Origin of the sequence: Staphylococcus sp. GDY8P67P, assembly GCF_017892545.1 — a bacterium.
In the GTDB taxonomy this organism is placed as follows: domain Bacteria; phylum Bacillota; class Bacilli; order Staphylococcales; family Staphylococcaceae; genus Staphylococcus; species Staphylococcus ureilyticus.
This window is the reverse complement of the sequence record NZ_JAESLH010000004.1, coordinates 317,948-335,500: the sequence shown is the minus strand read 5'-3', so window position 1 is coordinate 335,500 and position 17,553 is coordinate 317,948. Positions and strand designations below refer to the sequence as shown.

Genomic DNA, 17,553 nt, shown 5'->3' with positions numbered 1-17,553 from the left:
GCAAATTTTTTACATATTTTACTAACAATAAGGGGTGTCTATTGTGAAAAAAGAAAGAGTAAAAGTAATGGATTGGACGACCTTTATAGGGTCTTCATTGATATTACTGATTGCAGTTATTCCGATGATGGTTTTTCCTAAGGCCAGTCAGGACATAATTACGCATTTAAATGAGGTCGTGTCGAGTACACTCGGCTCAATATATTTATTGATTGGACTTGCAACGTTAATATTTGTACTTTATATCGCATTTGGTAAATATGGTAATGTGACGCTTGGTAAAGCGACAGACAAGCCTGAATTTAATAATTTTAGTTGGGCAGCTATGTTATTTTGTGCCGGAATTGCTTCAGATATTTTATATTGGGGCGTTATTGAATGGGCATTCTATTATCAAGATCCTCCACATGGCGGTAAAGGAATGACGGATAGTGCATTGAATTACGCTACTATGTATGGCATGTTCCATTGGGGACCAATTGCTTGGGCCACATTTGTATTGCCAGCACTAGCAATTGGTTATCTTGTTTTTATTAAGAAAAAACCAGTTTATAAAATTAGTCAAACAATGCGTCCGATTTTAAGAAGTCAGACAGATGGTATTATAGGAAAAATAGTTGATATTCTATTTATTTTTGGTCTGCTTGGTGGCGCAGCTACTTCATTAGCACTGGGTGTGCCAATGATTTCTGCAGGCATAGAAAAATTAACAGGTATTGGAGACAGTATGTTGATGCGTAGCATTATTCTCTTCACAATTACAGCTGTCTTCGCATATAGTTCTTATTCTGGTTTGAAAAAAGGAATTAAAGTTTTAAGTGATGCGAATGTTATTTTATCTTTTGTATTACTAGGATTTGTATTTATTGTTGGACCGACTGTATTTATTATGGAAACGTCCATCACTGGTATGGGTAACATGATTAAAAATTTCTTCCAAATGGCTACATGGATTGAACCATTTGGCGGTATAGGTGGTCGTAAAGAAACGAATTTCCCACAACAATGGACGATTTTCTATTGGTCATGGTGGATTGTATATGCGCCATTTATAGGATTGTTTATTGCGCGTATTTCTAAAGGCCGTACACTTAAAGAAATTGTGCTTGGAACAATTGTTTATGGGACGTTAGGATGTGCACTGTTCTTTGGTATTTTTGGAAACTATGCAGTTTATTTACAAATCACTGGTTCATTCGATGTGATCCATTTCTTAAATACGCATGGTACAGAGGCTACTATTATAGAAGTTATGCATCAATTACCATTCCCTAATTTAATCATTGTACTATTCTTGTTATCTGCATTCTTATTCTTAGCGACTACATTTGATTCAGGTTCATATATCTTGGCTGCAGCTTCTCAAAAGAAAGTTATCGGCGAGCCATTAAAAGCAAATAGATTGTACTGGGCTTTTGCATTATGTCTATTACCATTTGGATTGATGTTAGTAGGTGGTGAACGAGCGTTAGAAGTTTTGAAAACAGCTTCTTTATTAGCTAGTGTCCCGCTGTTGGCTATATTTGTCATGATGATGATTTCATTCTTAAGGACATTGTCCGAAGATAGATTGAAACTAGAAGATAGAGCCGAAAAATATAGGGAAGTAGAAAGACGTTCGTTACGTATAACACAAGTAAGAGAACGGAAAGAAAATGATAAGTAATATAAAACAAGCGCACCACTATCTTATTTTACGGTGAGATAGTGGTGCGCTTATTTTGTATAGAGACAGTGATTCGGATTACTTTGTAAAACGAGTAGCATGTATAGTATTCAATCACTATGAACACATACTTAAAGCTGAGACATTATAAACTGTCTCAGCTTTTTAACTAAAAATGTTAAAAGCAAGCTTCCAACATAACTATGACTCTTTTTTTTCTGGAATTGGGAAATATTTAAATATTTCACCAGATTCTAATGCATTGCTTAAATTATCTAACCATTCATAATAAGGTAAAGTATCTAATAATTGTTGTTTAACTTCCTCTGCTTCAGATTTTGTAGCTTCATCTGCTTTGCTGTTATCAATAATCTTATCAAGGATGGCTACTGCATCATGAACACCTTCTGAATTAATAACAATTTCACGACGCCATTTGCGTGAAAAGAAATTACTAAAGAAATTAAAGAAATCTTTTTCAGCGACAAAATGTTGTTTTCTACTTCCCCTTGTGAATTGTTGCTTAACAATATCAAATTCTTGCAATCTTTTAACACCAGCACTCATGCTGGGTTTGCTCATTTGTAATTGTTCTCTCATTTCATCAAGTGTCATACTGTCTTCAAAGAGCATTGTTCCAAATAAGTTTCCTACACTTCTATTGATGCCGTACAAATCCATGGTTTCGCCAATAGCATTAATAACGATATCCTTAGCTTCCTCTAATTGATAATCAGGGTTGGTCGAATGTACCAATTGTCCACCTCCGTTCAAGTCCTTATAGAGTTAAGTGAAAAATAAATAGTGAGTTTCTATAGTTTACCTTCCATATAAAAAAGATGCATGCATAAACCCCTATCATATTTAAACACATTTGACACTTTTTCAACTACTATGATAACATAAAGTTCATAAAATTCGTTAAATAAAAATTTAACAAACTTAACGGAGGTAATTTTAATGGAACTTGTAGATCATTTATCTCGTCTTCAATATATAGATGGAGAATGGGTGGAAAGCTCAAATAAGCAAACGAGAGAGATTATTAATCCATATAATCAAGCAGTTATTCTTGAAGTAGCAGAAGGAACTGCAGAAGATAGTGAACGTGCAATTTTAGCAGCAAGACGCGCTTTTGAAGCAGGAACATGGGCTAATGAAACAAGTGAAAATAGAGGTAAGAAAGTTAGAGCAATAGCTAATATGATTGAAAAACATCGTGAAGAATTAGCGAAACTTGAAACGTTAGATACAGGTAAGACATTAGAAGAGTCTTATGCTGATATGGACGATATTGCAAATGTATTTAACTTTTTCGCTGGGTTAGCAGATAAAGATGGGGGAGAAATTATTGATTCTCCTATTCCGAATACAGAAAGTAAAGTCGTTAAAGAACCAGTTGGTGTAGTAACACAAATCACACCTTGGAATTATCCTTTACTTCAAGCATCTTGGAAAATTGCGCCAGCATTAGCGACTGGTTGTTCTTTAGTAATGAAACCAAGTGAAATTACACCATTAACAACAATCCGTGTGTTTGAATTGATGGAAGAAGTTGGCTTCCCTAAAGGTGTCATTAACCTAGTATTAGGTAAAGGTTCTGAAGTTGGAGAACCACTATCAGCACATAAAGATGTCGATTTAGTTTCATTTACAGGCGGCATTCAAACAGGTAAACATATCATGAAACAAGCGGCAGATCATGTAACAAATGTTGCTTTAGAACTCGGTGGTAAAAACCCTAATATTATATTCGAAGATGCAGACTTTGAACTTGCAGTTGATCAAGCGCTAAATGGTGGCTTTTTCCATGCAGGTCAAGTATGTTCAGCTGGTGCAAGAATCATAGTAGATAACAAAATAAAAAAACAATTTGAACAAGCGTTAATTGAAAGAATTAAAAATATTAAATTGGGTGACGGCTTTAACCCAGAAACTGAAATGGGTCCAGTAATCTCTGCAGAACATAGAGAAAAAATAGAGAAATATATAGAAATAGCTAAATCAGAAAATGCCACTATTGCTATCGGCGGTAAACGCCCAGAACGTGAGGACTTACAAGACGGCTTATTCTTTGAACCAACAGTGATTACTGATTGTGATACTTCAATGCGTATCGTTCAAGAAGAAGTGTTTGGACCTGTAGTAACAATCGAAGGTTTTGATACAGAATCGCAGGCAATCACACTAGCTAACGATTCTATTTATGGACTAGCTGGCGGTGTATTTACTAACGATGTTGGTAAAGCAGAACGTGTCGTTAATCAATTAAGAATGGGCACAGTTTGGATTAACGATTTCCATCCATATTTTGCGCAAGCACCATGGGGCGGATATAAACAGTCAGGTATTGGTAGAGAACTTGGAAAAGAAGGTCTAGCAGAGTACCAAGTTGAGAAACATATCCTTCGTAACACAAATCCAGAGCCTGTAAATTGGTTCGGTAAAGCGTAACGTTAATCACAAAATTTACGATGAAGCTTATAAATATGTATATCAGGAGGCTATATAAAAATGAGAGAAGCATATGATTATATTATTATCGGAGGCGGTAGTGCCGGATCAGTATTAGGTGCGAGAATTAGTGAAGATGTATCTAATAACGTACTTGTACTTGAGGCAGGACGTAGTGACTATCCTTGGGATTTATTAATCCAAATGCCAGCTGCTTTAATGTATCCAGCAGGTAATAAACTGTATGATTGGATTTATGAAACTAACGAAGAACCACATATGGACGGTAGAAAAGTAGGTCATGCCCGTGGTAAAGTGCTTGGTGGTTCAAGTTCTATTAACGGCATGATTTATCAAAGAGGTAACCCAATGGACTATGAAAAATGGGCAAAACCTGAAGGCATGGATAATTGGGATTTTGCACATTGTTTACCATACTTTAAACGTTTAGAAACAACATTTGGTTCAAGTAAAGATGATCCATACCGTGGCCATCATGGTCCGATTAAATTAAGAAGAGGCCCTGCATCGAATCCATTATTCCAAGCGTTTTTTAATGCAGGTGTAGAAGCGGGCTATAACAAAACACCAGATGTTAATGGTTTCCGACAAGAAGGATTTGGTCCTTTTGATAGCCAAGTTCATAATGGTCGTCGTGTTTCAGCTTCAAGAGCATATTTACATCCAGCAATGAAACGTAAAAATTTAGACGTACAAACACGTGCTTTTGTTACTAAACTAAATTTTGAAGGAAATAAAGTAACTGGTGTTACATTTAAGAAAAATGGTAAAGAACATACAGTTCATGCTAAAGAAGTCATTTTATCAGGTGGTGCGATAAATTCACCACAATTATTACAATTATCTGGTATTGGTGATTCAGAACATTTACGTTCTGTAGGTATCGAGCCACGTTTACACTTACCAGGTGTAGGCGAAAACTTTGAAGACCATTTAGAGGTATATGTGCAACATGCATGTAAACAACCTGTATCAATGCAACCAAGTTTGAATAAATTGAAAATGCCATTTATTGGTTTGCAATGGATATTAGGTCGTAAAGGTGCTGCAGCATCCAATCATTTTGAAGGTGGCGGCTTTGTTCGTTCTAACAATGAAGTAGATTATCCAAACCTAATGTTCCACTTCTTACCGATTGCAGTAAGATACGATGGTACTAAAGCGCCAACTGCACATGGTTATCAAGTTCACGTTGGTCCAATGTACTCTAATTCACGTGGCCACTTGAAGATTAAATCTAAGGATCCATTTGAAAAACCGGATTTCGTCTTCAATTATTTGTCTACTGAAGAAGATAAACGTGAGTGGGTAGAAGCAATTAAAGTAGCTAGAAATATCTTGTCTCAAAAAGCTTTAGATCCATTCAATGGTGGAGAGATTTCACCAGGACCTGAGGTTCAAACAGATGAAGAAATTATCGAATGGGTAAAACGTGACGGAGAAACAGCATTACATCCATCTTGTAGTTGTAGAATGGGACCAAAATCTGATGAAATGTCAGTAGTAGATCCTGAGACATTTAAAGTACATGGTATGGAAAATTTACGTGTCGTAGATGCTTCAGTTATGCCACGTACGACAAATGGTAATATCCATTCTCCAGTATTGATGATAGCTGAAAGAGCTGCTGATGTAATTAGAGGTAAAAAACCATTAGAACCTGAATATATTGATTTTTATCGTCATGGTGTACATGATAAAGACGCAGGTACAGTAAAATAAAGTACATGCTATTAATATATAAGAACCTCCTATTTTCATTCGTAATAAATGAAAACGGGAGGTTTATTTTAATGGATTGAAACCATTGGTTATGAAATAACAACCTCTTTAATTTATGAAGCTGAATACGCTAAGTTGAAGGTGTGTTTCCTTTAAACTATAGTACTTCAGTGACAGTGATTTAAGAACGTATTTTTCTCCAAGTATAGTCTGCGTGCAAGACTACTAGTTTAAACTACTTACACATATTGTACTTCAGTGGATCAAAGATGTAAGATTTTAAAAATAATAGCGCGCTAATCCATCATGGATTAGCGCGCTTGTTTGTACACAGCCATATATAAGCTATGCGCATGATATCTTTTAATATTTATTGATTTTTGGTAATTAAATCAGCGATTGCTTTAGCAGCATTACCATTTTCAATTGAGCAAAAATCATTGTAAAATTTATCAATTTTAGGTTTATAATCAGTTTCAATTTGATTTAAATGTTGTAAATCTTCAGCTAGTTGATATGCATCTTGATAAATAGGTCCTGGTAAATCTTTGTGATAGTCTAAATAGAAGCCTCTTAAATCTTTAGCATATTTATCTAGATCATAAGCAAAGAAAATTTGAGGTCTTTTTAATACGCCATAGTCAAACATTACAGAAGAATAATCTGTGATTAAGCAATCAGAAATGAGATATAATTCTGAGATGTCACTATAGTTTGATACATCGATTGCAAAATCTTCATAACCTCTTAAGTCTAATGCGTTAGCAATAAGATAATGCATTCTTAATAGAATAACATAGTCATCACCAATTTTTTGCTGTAAATTATTTAAATCGATTTTTAAGTCGAATAAATATTTTCCTTTTTTGACAAATTCATCATCACGCCAAGTTGGTGCATACATAATTACTTTTTTGTCTTTAGGTAAATTTAAGTTTTCTTTAATTTCTTGAATGTAAGCTTGATCATTAGCACGATTAACTAAGACATCATTTCTAGGATAACCAATTTCAAGTATTTTCTCTGGTGGCATCCAAAAAGCTGTTTCAAATATCTTAGATGAATAAGCATTTGGAGAGACAAGGTAATCCCATCTGCTTGTTTCTTCTTTGAAATTACGCTTATAGTTATCAGTTGTTGTTCCAGGCATACGGATGACTTTCATATCATTTGCTAAGCGTTTTAAAGGCGTGCCGTGCCAAGTTTGAATATAAACTTGGTTAGCTTTTTTATTTAGGTATAATGGGAGTCTTGCATTTGTTACCCAGTATTTTGCACTAGCGTAAGCTTCATAGTATGCGTTAGAACCCTTTTTAACTTTTTTGGCAGGTCCTGGTAAATAGACTTGATCAGGTTTTCTGAATACCCAAATAAATTCATAGTTTGGATGGTATTTCATCATATACTCATAGATATACTTTGGACTGTCACTATAATTTTTACCACCAAAAGCTTCGAAAACGATTGTATTCGGCTTAACTTTGTTTTCGCTATCTGTAAGTTGATATAATGAACGGTTTTTATTTTTTCGACGTAAAACAACATTTTTAGCTAAGCGTGCACGCTTTCTAAATCGATTTACTTTAAATGCCGGCTTTTTCTTATTAAACATAAGCATTAATGATTCTAAAATAAATAATGGTTTCTCGCTTTTGAATATTGTAGTCATTAACTGTCTTGTGACTTTTGGTAAAAGCTCACTATTTGATTTATATCTTTCAGGTGTTTTTCTTAATGATGGCTCAAACGAATCTCTATATAAATTTTTCATCTTAGTTTTAATGAATTTTTTGTTTTCTTTTAAAGGCGCACGTTTTACAGCGTCTGAAAAACTATAAACGTAGTCATTAAAAATAATATTGAAATCTTGAGTTGACAACGTCGGTTTTTCAAACGGATCATAAATTTCTCCTTTAATATAGAAAGGGAATCTACTGATTCTTACAAAACCGTTTGAATATTTAATGAATTCTAAGACGAAAGACCAGTCGATAAAGATATCTAAATCTTCATTGAATTTAATATTATGTCCACGCATAATTGCTGTTTTAAAAACGATATTACAAACAGAATGTTTACGTAGAAATTGATTTGATTTTGTTTTAGTGTTTAAATATTGCACTTTCACTAAATTTTGATCGACGTATTGTGGCACATCTAAAGTGAAAGAATGAATAGGTGCAATTAAAGCATCGTATTGATTTAAATGTTTCATATAGAAAGCTAACGCATAAGACGCAAGATAATCATCAGAATCTATAAATATAAAATAAGGTGATGTTACTGAATCTAGCGCAATATTTCTTGCATAAGCATGTCCGAAATTTTGAGTTAAATCAATTTCTTTAATTGAGATGTTCCAATCTTTGAATGTTTCAGTTGCAATAGCTTTTGAACTATCAGTTGAACCATCGTTCACTAATATTAATTCAAAATCTTGGAACCTTTGATTTTTTAAACTGTTTAAGCAATTTTCAATATAATCTTCGGAGTTGTAATAAGTTACAATTACTGATACAGATTTCATTATTTTACCTCTTTTTCCATTAACTCTATTTATTATTTGAATAGCATACTTGTGCTGATAATATTCAAAATAATAGGGTGTTTTTTTAAAATAACTTCACCGTTTAGGAGTTAAAACGGATTTATTTATTTTACTACAATATAAATATATATTCAAAACATCAACTATTGTTTATTTTCAATTACACTTTTATAAAAATTATTGAAATAAACGTTTTACTTAAATCTTAATTATTTTGATAAATTAATAACTTCATTATAGGGAATTCTAGAGGCAAAATAAAATATTTCCAAACTAGAAATCATTAAATATTTAAACAGATGATTTGTAAAATATAACAAATTGCGTATAATTTGATTTTGTAAAAAAAGATTAAGGAGAATTTTGGAATGAAGAATAATGATTTTGAAGATGTTGTGTTAAATAGGAAATCTGTAAAAGTGTTTGATGAACAAGTTAAAATTCCTAGGACTGAAATGGATGAGATGATACAAAAAGCAACAAAAGCGCCATCGTCTGTGAATATGCAACCGTGGAGATTTTTAGTGGTTGAAAGTGAAGCAGGAAAAGAAAAATTGAAGCCACTTGTTCGTTTTAATACCCGTCAAAATGATACATCCGCAGCTATGGTTATTATATTTGGCGATATGCAAAATTATGAATATGGAGAAGACATCTATCATAATGCAGTTTTAAATGGTTATATGCCTGAAGAAGTAAAGGTTGAAATGTTAGGCAAAATATTGCCTTTATATAAAAGTTTAAATCGTGCAGAAATGAATGATATTATTAAAATTGATAGTAGCTTAGCAGCAATGCAATTTATGCTCGTTGCTAGGTCTTATGGTTATGATACAAATCCTATTGGTGGTTTTGAAAAAGATCAAATTGCTGAAGCATTTGATTTAGATCCAGAACGCTTTGAACCAGTAATGATTGTTGCTATAGGAAAAGCTAAAAATCCGGGTCATGACTCTTATAGATTGTCAGCGGAGACTGTTACAAAATATGTTTAAAATTTATAATTTTAAGGAAGCTAAGTTAAATAGTATTAACGACTTGAATATTAAATGGCTGAAGAATGTTAATAATTTATCGTTAGCTAGCTATGAATGTCATTTCTAAGATAACTAAAATGATAAATTAGCAAAAAGCAATAAATGCTTGAACATAAAAAGTTGATACTCAAAAATAAGCAGGTGAATCTAAATAAGGTTTGCGTGCTTATTTTTATAGTATTTATTACATAACCAAAAAGTACATTTCTATAAATATGTGTAATAAAAGCTTAACTTTTTGAACTTTATTATGTTATAAATAGTTTATAAATGTAGGAAACGGTAGGATTCGTAATTAAAAAAACAAGCTAACAATTTATATTGTATAGTAGAGGTGTTTGTGTGTTGAAATATAAAATTTTACTTCCTTTATTGTTTTTGTGTTTTATCATAGTTGGTGCATGTTGCTTATTAAATATTAAGCATTTGAGTCAGAACGTTTCATTTTATGCGGTGGGGGATAATTTAATTCATCCAGCAGTTTATCATGATGCTTCAGTGAATAACGGAAGTTTTGATTTTAAACCAATGTATAGTCATTTGAAAAAAGATATTGAAGCTTCGGATATAGCTTATATAAATCAAGAATCTCCCATTGGTGGAGATAGCAAAGGATTGTCTGGGTTTAAGCGCTTTAATACGCCAGAAGCTATAGCAAAAGATTTATCTGACTCAGGGTTCAATTTAGTGAACGGTGCTAATAATCATGCATTAGATCAAGGGACGAGTGGACTTATGAATGAAATTGCACTTTGGAAGCAATTTGATGATATTGAATATTTTGGAACATATAATTCACAAAACAATAGAGATACAGTTCAAATTATGAATAAAAACGATATTAATATAGCTTTATTGAGTTATACATATGGCACGAATGGTATTCGATCGGATAAACCATATTACATAAATTACTTTGATGAAAAGCAAATAAAAAGAGACGTGGCTAAGGCAAAAAAACAAAGTGATGTTGTTATCGTTTCAGCACATTGGGGTAATGAAGGTAAACATAAACCAAATAAAACACAACAGAAATATGCGAAAGTGTTTGCTGATGCTGGGGTAGATGTAGTGATTGGAACGCATCCCCATGTCATTCAACCTGTGAAGTGGATTAAGGGTGAAGATAATCATAAAACATTAGTGGCTTATTCCCTGGGAAATTTTTTGAATGGTCAAAAAACAGGTGATGAAAACAATGTACTGGGAGGTAATTTAGCGTTCGATATTGAAAAAACACCGAAGCAAACTAAAATCAAGCAAGTCAGATGGAAATCACTAGTAACACATTATGAGCTGGAACCGACTTTATATAGCAATAAGGAACAAAATTTTAAAATGTATCCTTTAAATCAATATAATAATGAGTTAGCACGTAAGCATGGTTTAAATCAAAAAAATCAAGGTAATGTTAACGTGGAACGTTTAGAGGAAATCACTAAAGCAAACATTGATTCTGAATTTGTGACTAACGAAAGTTTCTGATTATTATTTATTTATAAAATGAATATGCTTATTTAATAGCATAAAAAGAAGAAGCGTAATCAATTCACATGTTTTGATTGTGCTTCTTCTTTGAGTTATGTGTATTTATTTTACTTGCTTAGCTAAACTTGTAATGTAATTAAAAAAGCTATCATGTTCAACATGATGTACCACAGAAACTAACCGGCCATTTGCTTCATCGATATATGTACATCCTTGACTAGGACCATTAACATGAACAGAAGTTTTTACATCGTGTTGTTTTACTAAGTCTGGTTTACCGACATAAGCAGTTGTTAAAACATCCCATAAGAAATATGTAGAATTTGTTTGGAAATGTGTGAGCGGTGGCACAGCAGCATAACTTACACCTAAAAAATCAACACCAGTATAAGCGCGTTCGTTGGCCCACATTTGTCTAATGTCCCAAGTCATAGGTACTTGATTCGTACTTTCTAAAGCGACCATATCAATCTTTAGTTCTGTATCAAAAATGGTTTTAACAGCTTCAGGGTCCCAAAATGCATTCCATTCAGCTGTGCCGTCATGTTCGGGTTCTTCTACATTCCCTTTTTCTAAAAATGTGCCTCCCATCCATACTAACCGTTCAATATTATTTACGAGTTTTGGTTCAACGGAGATAGCTTTAGCTAGATCCGTAAGCGGCCCAGTAAATAATAATGTAACTTTTTCATCGCTCGCGTTTACTTTTTCGATAATATCTTCATATGCCTCATGTGTTAATATTTTAGAATGTTGCGAAGTAGGCTCATTCAGTATAGGTAATGCATCCATAAAGAAAGCATGCATACGCCAATCTTTTGGGAAAGGATTTTTGCCGCGTGCTTTTGATGCTGCTACATGGACAGGCGTTAATGAAAAACGATTTATTATTTTTTGTGATGCACTCACAGCTGGTTCTATGTAACTGTCAGCACCGATTGCACTGACACCAATCAAATCGACTTCTTCCATTTGAAGTAATAAGAAAAGTGAGATTAAATCATCTACACCACCATCATGATTAAAATAAACTTTTTTCATAAATATAATCCTCCGAATTCAATGATTTTAAATCATTATACCAAACTCAGTTATTAGTATAAGCAATTTAAACAAAAGTTCATAAATCTTTAGCACGTGATATTAAAAGCCACAGGGTGGGAAAATTCTGAAAATAAAAAATGTAAGTGTTTATATATATGCGTAAAGGTTATGTTATATCTATGGAAGTAAATAAGGGGTGTTTTTATTTGTGAAGTTTAAAAAAGAAAAAGTGAATCATGTAGATTCAAATCAAGCTAAAAAAGGTGTAGTAGCAACGGGGATAGGTAATGCAATCGAATGGTTTGATTTTGGATTGTATGCACAATTAGCAGTAGTGATCAGTGCGAATTTTTTCGGTAATTTGCCACAAGAAATGCAAATTGTGTCAACCTTTGCAGTTTTTGCTTTTGCATTTATTGTAAGACCAATTGGAGGAATATTTTTCAGTCATTTGGGAGATAAATATGGTAGAAAAATAGTTTTATCTACTACCATTTTATTGATGGCTGCCTCTACATTAATGCTCGGTTTGTTACCAACGCAGGAACAAATTGGTATTTGGGCACCCATACTATTATTAGTAGTTCGAATGATTCAATCATTCTCCACTGGTGGGGAGTATGCAGGAGCGATGACTTATATTGCTGAGACATCTCCAGATAAAACACGAGGTAAATTAGGCAGTGGACTAGAAATAGGAACACTTGCAGGAAATATATTAGCTGCAATACTTGCTGGTACAATGTATAGTTTGTTGAATGACCAGCAAATGGCTGAATGGGGTTGGAGAATTCCATTTATTATAGCAGCGCCATTAGGTATTGTTGGTATTATACTTCGTTCGAGTCTTGATGAAAGTCCAGCTTATGAGTCCACATTAGAAGAACAAAAAGAATTAGAATATTCATATTTAGATATTTTTAAATATTATTGGAAAGACGTTGTAGTTTGTTTTACAGGCGTAGCTTTCTTGAATGTAGCCAATTACATGGTATTGTCATATATGCCTTCGTTCTTGAATACGACGATTAATTTAGGTGGGACAATGGGTTCAATATTAAGTACAATCACTATGTTGCTCATGATTCCAGCTGTATTTTTCTTTGGGTGGTATAGTGATAAAATTGGAAATAAACGTACGATTATATTTGGTTTAGCAGGTTTCAGCTTATTCTCAGTGTTAGCATTTTGGTTAATGAGCATACCGATGTTGCCTTTAGTTATCTTAGGTTTATTTATCATTGCATTATTTATGTCAACATTTGAAGGTGTTATGCCTTCAGTGTTACCAAGTATGTTCCACACTAAAGTCAGATTGCGTACGCTATCGCTTGTATATAATATAGGTGCTGCTATTTTTGGTGGTTTAACACCATTTATCCTTTCTACACTTGTAGAAACAACTGGCCAACAAATTGCACCTTCCTATTATTTGATGTTTATAAATATTGTTGGCTTAATAATCTTTGTAACAATGTTCAAATCAACATCTAATAAATCTTTAAGAGGATCATATCCAAATGTAGAATCCCAAGAAGATTACGAAGATGTGATTCAAAATCCAAAAGATGCATTGTGGTGGGAAAAAGAAGTTAAACACGAAAAACGTAGCACAACATAGCATGATTGAAATCACAGTTTTTTAACAAAATATTTTAGAATTTTGGTTTTAAGATTGAGCCTCAAAAGGTTGCTAATAAAAGTAATCTTTTGGGGCTCATTTTATATTCGTATTGAATTTCATTGATAATAATTATTTTACAAATTAAGAGGAAATATAAAGGTGACTACATATGTATTGAGTGCACAATTGATTGGATGTAATGATATATTACAAATATTAAAAATGTTTGATAATTAATTTAAATAACAAGTGAAAAATAAAAGAAAAATCAAATAAATAAATTAATATTAAGTCTTTTATGGTATTATTAAAACAATCAAACTTAATGGGAGGTTGAGGGGTATGTCTAAAACAGTAAAAATAATTGTCGCAGTTGTGATTGGTGTGCTTTTAATTGCCGGTATTGGGGGAGCTGCTTATTACTTTTTTATCAAAAACACACCTAAAAACACATATTTATTGAGCGAAAAGGAAACAGCTAATCAATTTCAAGAATATGCTAAAGATCGATTTGAAAATGAATTTAAATTTCAAGATAAGATGAAAGATGAATCATATCTGATCAATTTAAAAGGAGACGCCGATGTGCCTAAAAATTTATTAGAATCATCAGGTGTTCCTAAATCTGTCGCAGATGCTTCTGAAGTGGGATTGACAGTGGGACACAATCCTAAAAAAGAAAAATCAATTTTGGCTTTAAACCCAACGATAGCAGATAATGAAATCGGTAAGTTTCAATGGGCTGCAGACAAAGACAATCAATATTATGCATCACCATTATTTAACGATGTTTATAAAGCTAAAAATGATGAACTTGTAGATGCTTTTGAAAAAATAACTGGAGATACATCAAGTACTACAGGTAAAGAGAATGTAGTGACAAATGATACATTAAACTTAAATTCATTATTATCGGGGTCACAAATTTCACAAAAAGATATAGAAAAAATAAGTAGTAAATATACAGATGTAATCATTGATAAATTAGACAAAGATAATTTTGAAAAAGAAAATGCTACGATTGATGTAGATGGCGATGAACAAGATGTTAAGAAAGTAACATTGAAACTTAGCAAAGGCGAAACAAAAGCGATTGTGAAATCAGTTTTGGAAAAAGCTAAGAAGGATAAAGATATTAAAAAAATAGCCGAAGATCAATTCAAAGCAGAGGATTATGAAGATAAAATTGATGAAGCGATACAAGAAGTGAAAGATAAAGATAAAAATGATTTTCCAAGTATTAAATCTGTAATTTGGGAAGAAGATAATTTAATTTTAAAACGTGAATTAACTGCTAAAGATAAAAATGATTCAGAAGTAAAATTATCAGGAACGAATCAAATTGATGAAGATAAACTAGCAGTGAATTATAAAATTGCTGCAGATGATACTGAGTTATCATTAAAAGGTAAATCTACAAAAGACGATGATAAGTATAAAGACAATTATACAATTGGGGCTAATGAGCGTTACAAAAAATCTACGATTAAGTTATCAAACAATGAGACTCAAGATGGTGACAAACGTACAGACAAAGGTAAAGTGAGCGTTGATGCAAATTATCGCAAAACTGAATTTGAATATAATAATCATTTAGAAACCGATGTGAAGAATAATACGCAAAAGCAAGATTTTAAATTGACTACAGATATTCGATATCAACCAGTAACATTTAATATCAAAGGTGAAACAAAACTTAAAGATGATATTAAATTCGAAAAATCAGGTGCCAAAGATTTAAATGGATTGTCCGATGATGATTTGAAAAAATTACAAAAGGAAATTTCTAAAAAAACAGAAGGTATCATTAAAGATTTAGCAAAAGATTTTAAAAAATAACTAAAAGGAGAGTGGTAAAATGAAAACATTACAATTGTTTCGCATTTACCACTCTTTTTTATTAAAAAAATGGTATTTACTACTATATTTATTGATTATAGTTATAGGGTTGTTTACTACTTTAATAGTGATTCAACAATTAAATCAAGATAATGAGAAATTTAGAATTGGTGTTGTGGATAAAGATCGATCTCCAGAGACGCAAATCATATTGAAATCACTAGGTGATGGTGCGAATTTGGGGAAAGATATTAGCATAAAAAAATATGACCAAAAAGTAGCTGAAAAAAAGTTAGAGAATAAAGCATTAGAGGGTTATTACGTGTTTGAAAAAGGTATGACACAGGATTTTTATAAAAATGGAAGTTTGCCTATTTCAGTACATACATATGATCAACAGTCTACCAAAAGTTTAGTCATTAATCAGTTAACAGACTCAGTATATCAAAGGCTTATGTTATCGATGGGTGGAGGTCTAGCCTATACAACGTTGTCCTCACATAATGATAAAGATCATACATTAATGCTGCTAACGGATTTATTGTTTACAGGACTAAATCGTGCTGGCGCATTTGAATATGAACCTATACATATATATGACAGTGCAAGTTATTATGTAATTACAACGTATTTAACATCTATTTATATTTTTGCTTTGTCAATATTTACTATTTTGAAAATGAATCAAACGACTGCATTGTGGTCAAGATTAAGCATGCACCATTTTTCTTTTGAAAAATTAACACTGATAAGGAGTTTATTTACACTTTTTTATACAGGATTATGGACGATTTTTGGTGTGCTTTGGTTGATTAAATCCTTGCCAAATCAGTTTGAAAGCTATAATTGGTTAACGATTGTAATTCAACTGAGCTATTATGTCTTGATGATTATCATTTGGTTAACCATTATTGATTTAATTGCTTTTAAATGGATGAACTATGTACTGAAAAGTATATTGAGTATATTGATTGTTCTATTGTCAGGGATGACGATACCAACCATTTATTTTAAACATTCTATATTAGGGATGGTTGATTACTTACCATTTAGTTTTGTAACAAATCAAATGCTGGAAATTGTATTGAATAATTATATTTTAGATGTACCAATAACTTTTTATAGCAGTTTATTTATATCAATTTTCATCTTAGTCTTGATATTGATTGGGAGGTATCGCTTATGATTCAACCCTATTTCTTCATAATTATAAAAAAACAGTGGAAACAACATTTAGCCTTTATGTGTATCTTATTATTCTCTTTAATTGCTATTTGGGGGATATATAAAACACTAAATAAATCATTTCAAATTCCTGTAGCAATACAAGATTTAGATCAATCTGCAGCGTCTAAAAATTTAATCAAAAACATCACAAGTAACGAATTCATTACTCAAATAAAAGTGCCAACTGAAGAAACGTATTTGGATGAATATATAGAAAGAAAAGAAGCGGTAGTAAGTTTACAAATACCTAAAAATTACAGTCAAAAGTTGCATGATAATCGTTTAAAAGAAACAATTTTATTATATGGAAGAGATGATTTTATTGGTGATATTACCTTAGAAATCATAAGCATGTCATTATATGAACAACAGATACCTAATATCGTTAAAAGTCATTTAGATGATAATGGTGATCGTACATCTTTGAACACAGTAAATAAAATATTGAATGATAAGACACCTCAATCTCAAATTGTACATTATTTTGTAAAGTCACATTCAGATACTTCTATTTCATTGAGTGTTGTTTTTGCGATATTGTTGAGTATGAGCAGTGTGCAAATTATTTTGCACCAAAGATTAAAACAGAATGGGCCTTTGAGAAGAATTTTTTTAGTTCAATATAGTCAGGTGAAATTGTATCTTACTTACATACTGATACATACGATGCTATTGTTAATGATATTAATCATAAGTGCATTATTGTTTCATCAATCGTTAACATGGATATTTTATTTGAAATCACTGTTTATCATTGTATTATTTGAAGCCGGTGTTGCTTTTTTATTATTTAAAATTAATACACTTAGTCATAGGTTATTTATGACGTTTATATATGCGCTTGTCATGAGCGTGATTTATATCCTTATACAAATTTAGGAGG

Annotated in this window: 12 protein-coding genes; 9 read left to right on the top strand and 3 right to left on the bottom strand. The window is 32.1% G+C overall.

Annotation, left to right across the window (positions count from 1 at the left end):
• Nucleotides 1-43 precede the first annotated feature (43 nt).
• The gene (locus tag KA833_RS01595) at nucleotides 44-1,666 is read left to right on the top strand and encodes a BCCT family transporter (RefSeq protein ID WP_103161376.1); all 1,623 of its coding nucleotides are present in this window, start codon (nucleotides 44-46) and stop codon (nucleotides 1,664-1,666) included.
• 201 nt (nucleotides 1,667-1,867) lie between these two features.
• Here the strand turns inward: KA833_RS01595 and cudC are convergent, their stop codons facing one another.
• Complete coding sequence (cudC, locus tag KA833_RS01590) at nucleotides 1,868-2,422, bottom strand: choline uptake/conversion transcriptional regulator CudC (protein WP_046206624.1); 555 nt, start codon at nucleotides 2,420-2,422, stop codon at nucleotides 1,868-1,870.
• A 204-nt stretch (nucleotides 2,423-2,626) separates the two neighbouring features.
• On the opposite strand from cudC, the gene betB reads away from it, so the two are divergent.
• Entirely contained in the window at nucleotides 2,627-4,120 is a 1,494-nt protein-coding gene (gene betB, locus KA833_RS01585; RefSeq protein WP_210128310.1) for a betaine-aldehyde dehydrogenase, read from the top strand.
• Between the two features lie 60 nt (nucleotides 4,121-4,180).
• Entirely contained in the window at nucleotides 4,181-5,863 is a 1,683-nt protein-coding gene (betA, locus tag KA833_RS01580; RefSeq protein ID WP_046206626.1) for a choline dehydrogenase, read from the top strand.
• 370 nt (nucleotides 5,864-6,233) lie between these two features.
• Here betA and KA833_RS01575 read toward each other — a convergent pair whose 3' ends face one another.
• Nucleotides 6,234-8,390: a bifunctional glycosyltransferase family 2 protein/CDP-glycerol:glycerophosphate glycerophosphotransferase gene (locus KA833_RS01575; RefSeq protein ID WP_210128311.1), complete on the bottom strand. Its 2,157-nt coding sequence runs from the start codon at nucleotides 8,388-8,390 to the stop codon at nucleotides 6,234-6,236.
• Nucleotides 8,391-8,779: 389 nt separating this feature from the next.
• Here KA833_RS01575 and KA833_RS01570 point away from each other — a divergent pair, with 389 nt between their 5' ends.
• Entirely contained in the window at nucleotides 8,780-9,406 is a 627-nt protein-coding gene (locus KA833_RS01570) for a nitroreductase family protein (RefSeq protein WP_064209169.1), read from the top strand.
• Nucleotides 9,407-9,790: 384 nt separating this feature from the next.
• A complete protein-coding gene (locus KA833_RS01565) occupies nucleotides 9,791-10,933 on the top strand; it encodes a CapA family protein (RefSeq protein WP_210128312.1) in 1,143 nt (380 codons plus the stop codon).
• 105 nt (nucleotides 10,934-11,038) lie between these two features.
• Here the strand turns inward: KA833_RS01565 and KA833_RS01560 are convergent, their stop codons facing one another.
• Nucleotides 11,039-11,977 carry a nucleoside hydrolase gene (locus KA833_RS01560; protein WP_046206629.1) on the bottom strand — a complete coding sequence of 313 codons (939 nt, stop codon included), beginning with the start codon at nucleotides 11,975-11,977 and terminating at the stop codon, nucleotides 11,039-11,041.
• A 211-nt stretch (nucleotides 11,978-12,188) separates the two neighbouring features.
• On the opposite strand from KA833_RS01560, the gene KA833_RS01555 reads away from it, so the two are divergent.
• From KA833_RS01555 to KA833_RS01540, 4 genes are all read left to right on the top strand, one after another.
• On the top strand, nucleotides 12,189-13,601 hold the full coding sequence (locus KA833_RS01555; protein ID WP_046206630.1) for an MFS transporter: 1,413 nt from the start codon (nucleotides 12,189-12,191) through the stop codon (nucleotides 13,599-13,601).
• Between the two features lie 345 nt (nucleotides 13,602-13,946).
• Nucleotides 13,947-15,443 carry a DUF6583 family protein gene (locus KA833_RS01550; protein ID WP_210128313.1) on the top strand — a complete coding sequence of 499 codons (1,497 nt, stop codon included), beginning with the start codon at nucleotides 13,947-13,949 and terminating at the stop codon, nucleotides 15,441-15,443.
• A gap of 19 nt (nucleotides 15,444-15,462) precedes the next feature.
• Complete coding sequence (locus KA833_RS01545; protein WP_064209172.1) at nucleotides 15,463-16,629, top strand: ABC transporter permease; 1,167 nt, start codon at nucleotides 15,463-15,465, stop codon at nucleotides 16,627-16,629.
• Nucleotides 16,626-17,549 carry an ABC transporter permease gene (locus tag KA833_RS01540; protein WP_070037162.1) on the top strand — a complete coding sequence of 308 codons (924 nt, stop codon included), beginning with the start codon at nucleotides 16,626-16,628 and terminating at the stop codon, nucleotides 17,547-17,549. Before KA833_RS01545 ends, KA833_RS01540 begins: the two co-directional genes overlap by 4 nt.
• Nucleotides 17,550-17,553 lie beyond the last annotated feature (4 nt).

Coding starts and splice junctions, on each gene's coding strand:
- KA833_RS01550 (WP_210128313.1), top strand. CDS start 13,947: ATGTCTAAAACAGTAAAAATAATTGTCGCAGTTGTGATTGGTGTGCTT.
- KA833_RS01570 (WP_064209169.1), top strand. CDS start 8,780: ATGAAGAATAATGATTTTGAAGATGTTGTGTTAAATAGGAAATCTGTA.
- KA833_RS01575 (WP_210128311.1), bottom strand. CDS start 8,390: ATGAAATCTGTATCAGTAATTGTAACTTATTACAACTCCGAAGATTAT.
- KA833_RS01560 (WP_046206629.1), bottom strand. CDS start 11,977: ATGAAAAAAGTTTATTTTAATCATGATGGTGGTGTAGATGATTTAATC.
- betB (WP_210128310.1), top strand. CDS start 2,627: ATGGAACTTGTAGATCATTTATCTCGTCTTCAATATATAGATGGAGAA.
- KA833_RS01545 (WP_064209172.1), top strand. CDS start 15,463: ATGAAAACATTACAATTGTTTCGCATTTACCACTCTTTTTTATTAAAA.
- KA833_RS01540 (WP_070037162.1), top strand. CDS start 16,626: ATGATTCAACCCTATTTCTTCATAATTATAAAAAAACAGTGGAAACAA.
- betA (WP_046206626.1), top strand. CDS start 4,181: ATGAGAGAAGCATATGATTATATTATTATCGGAGGCGGTAGTGCCGGA.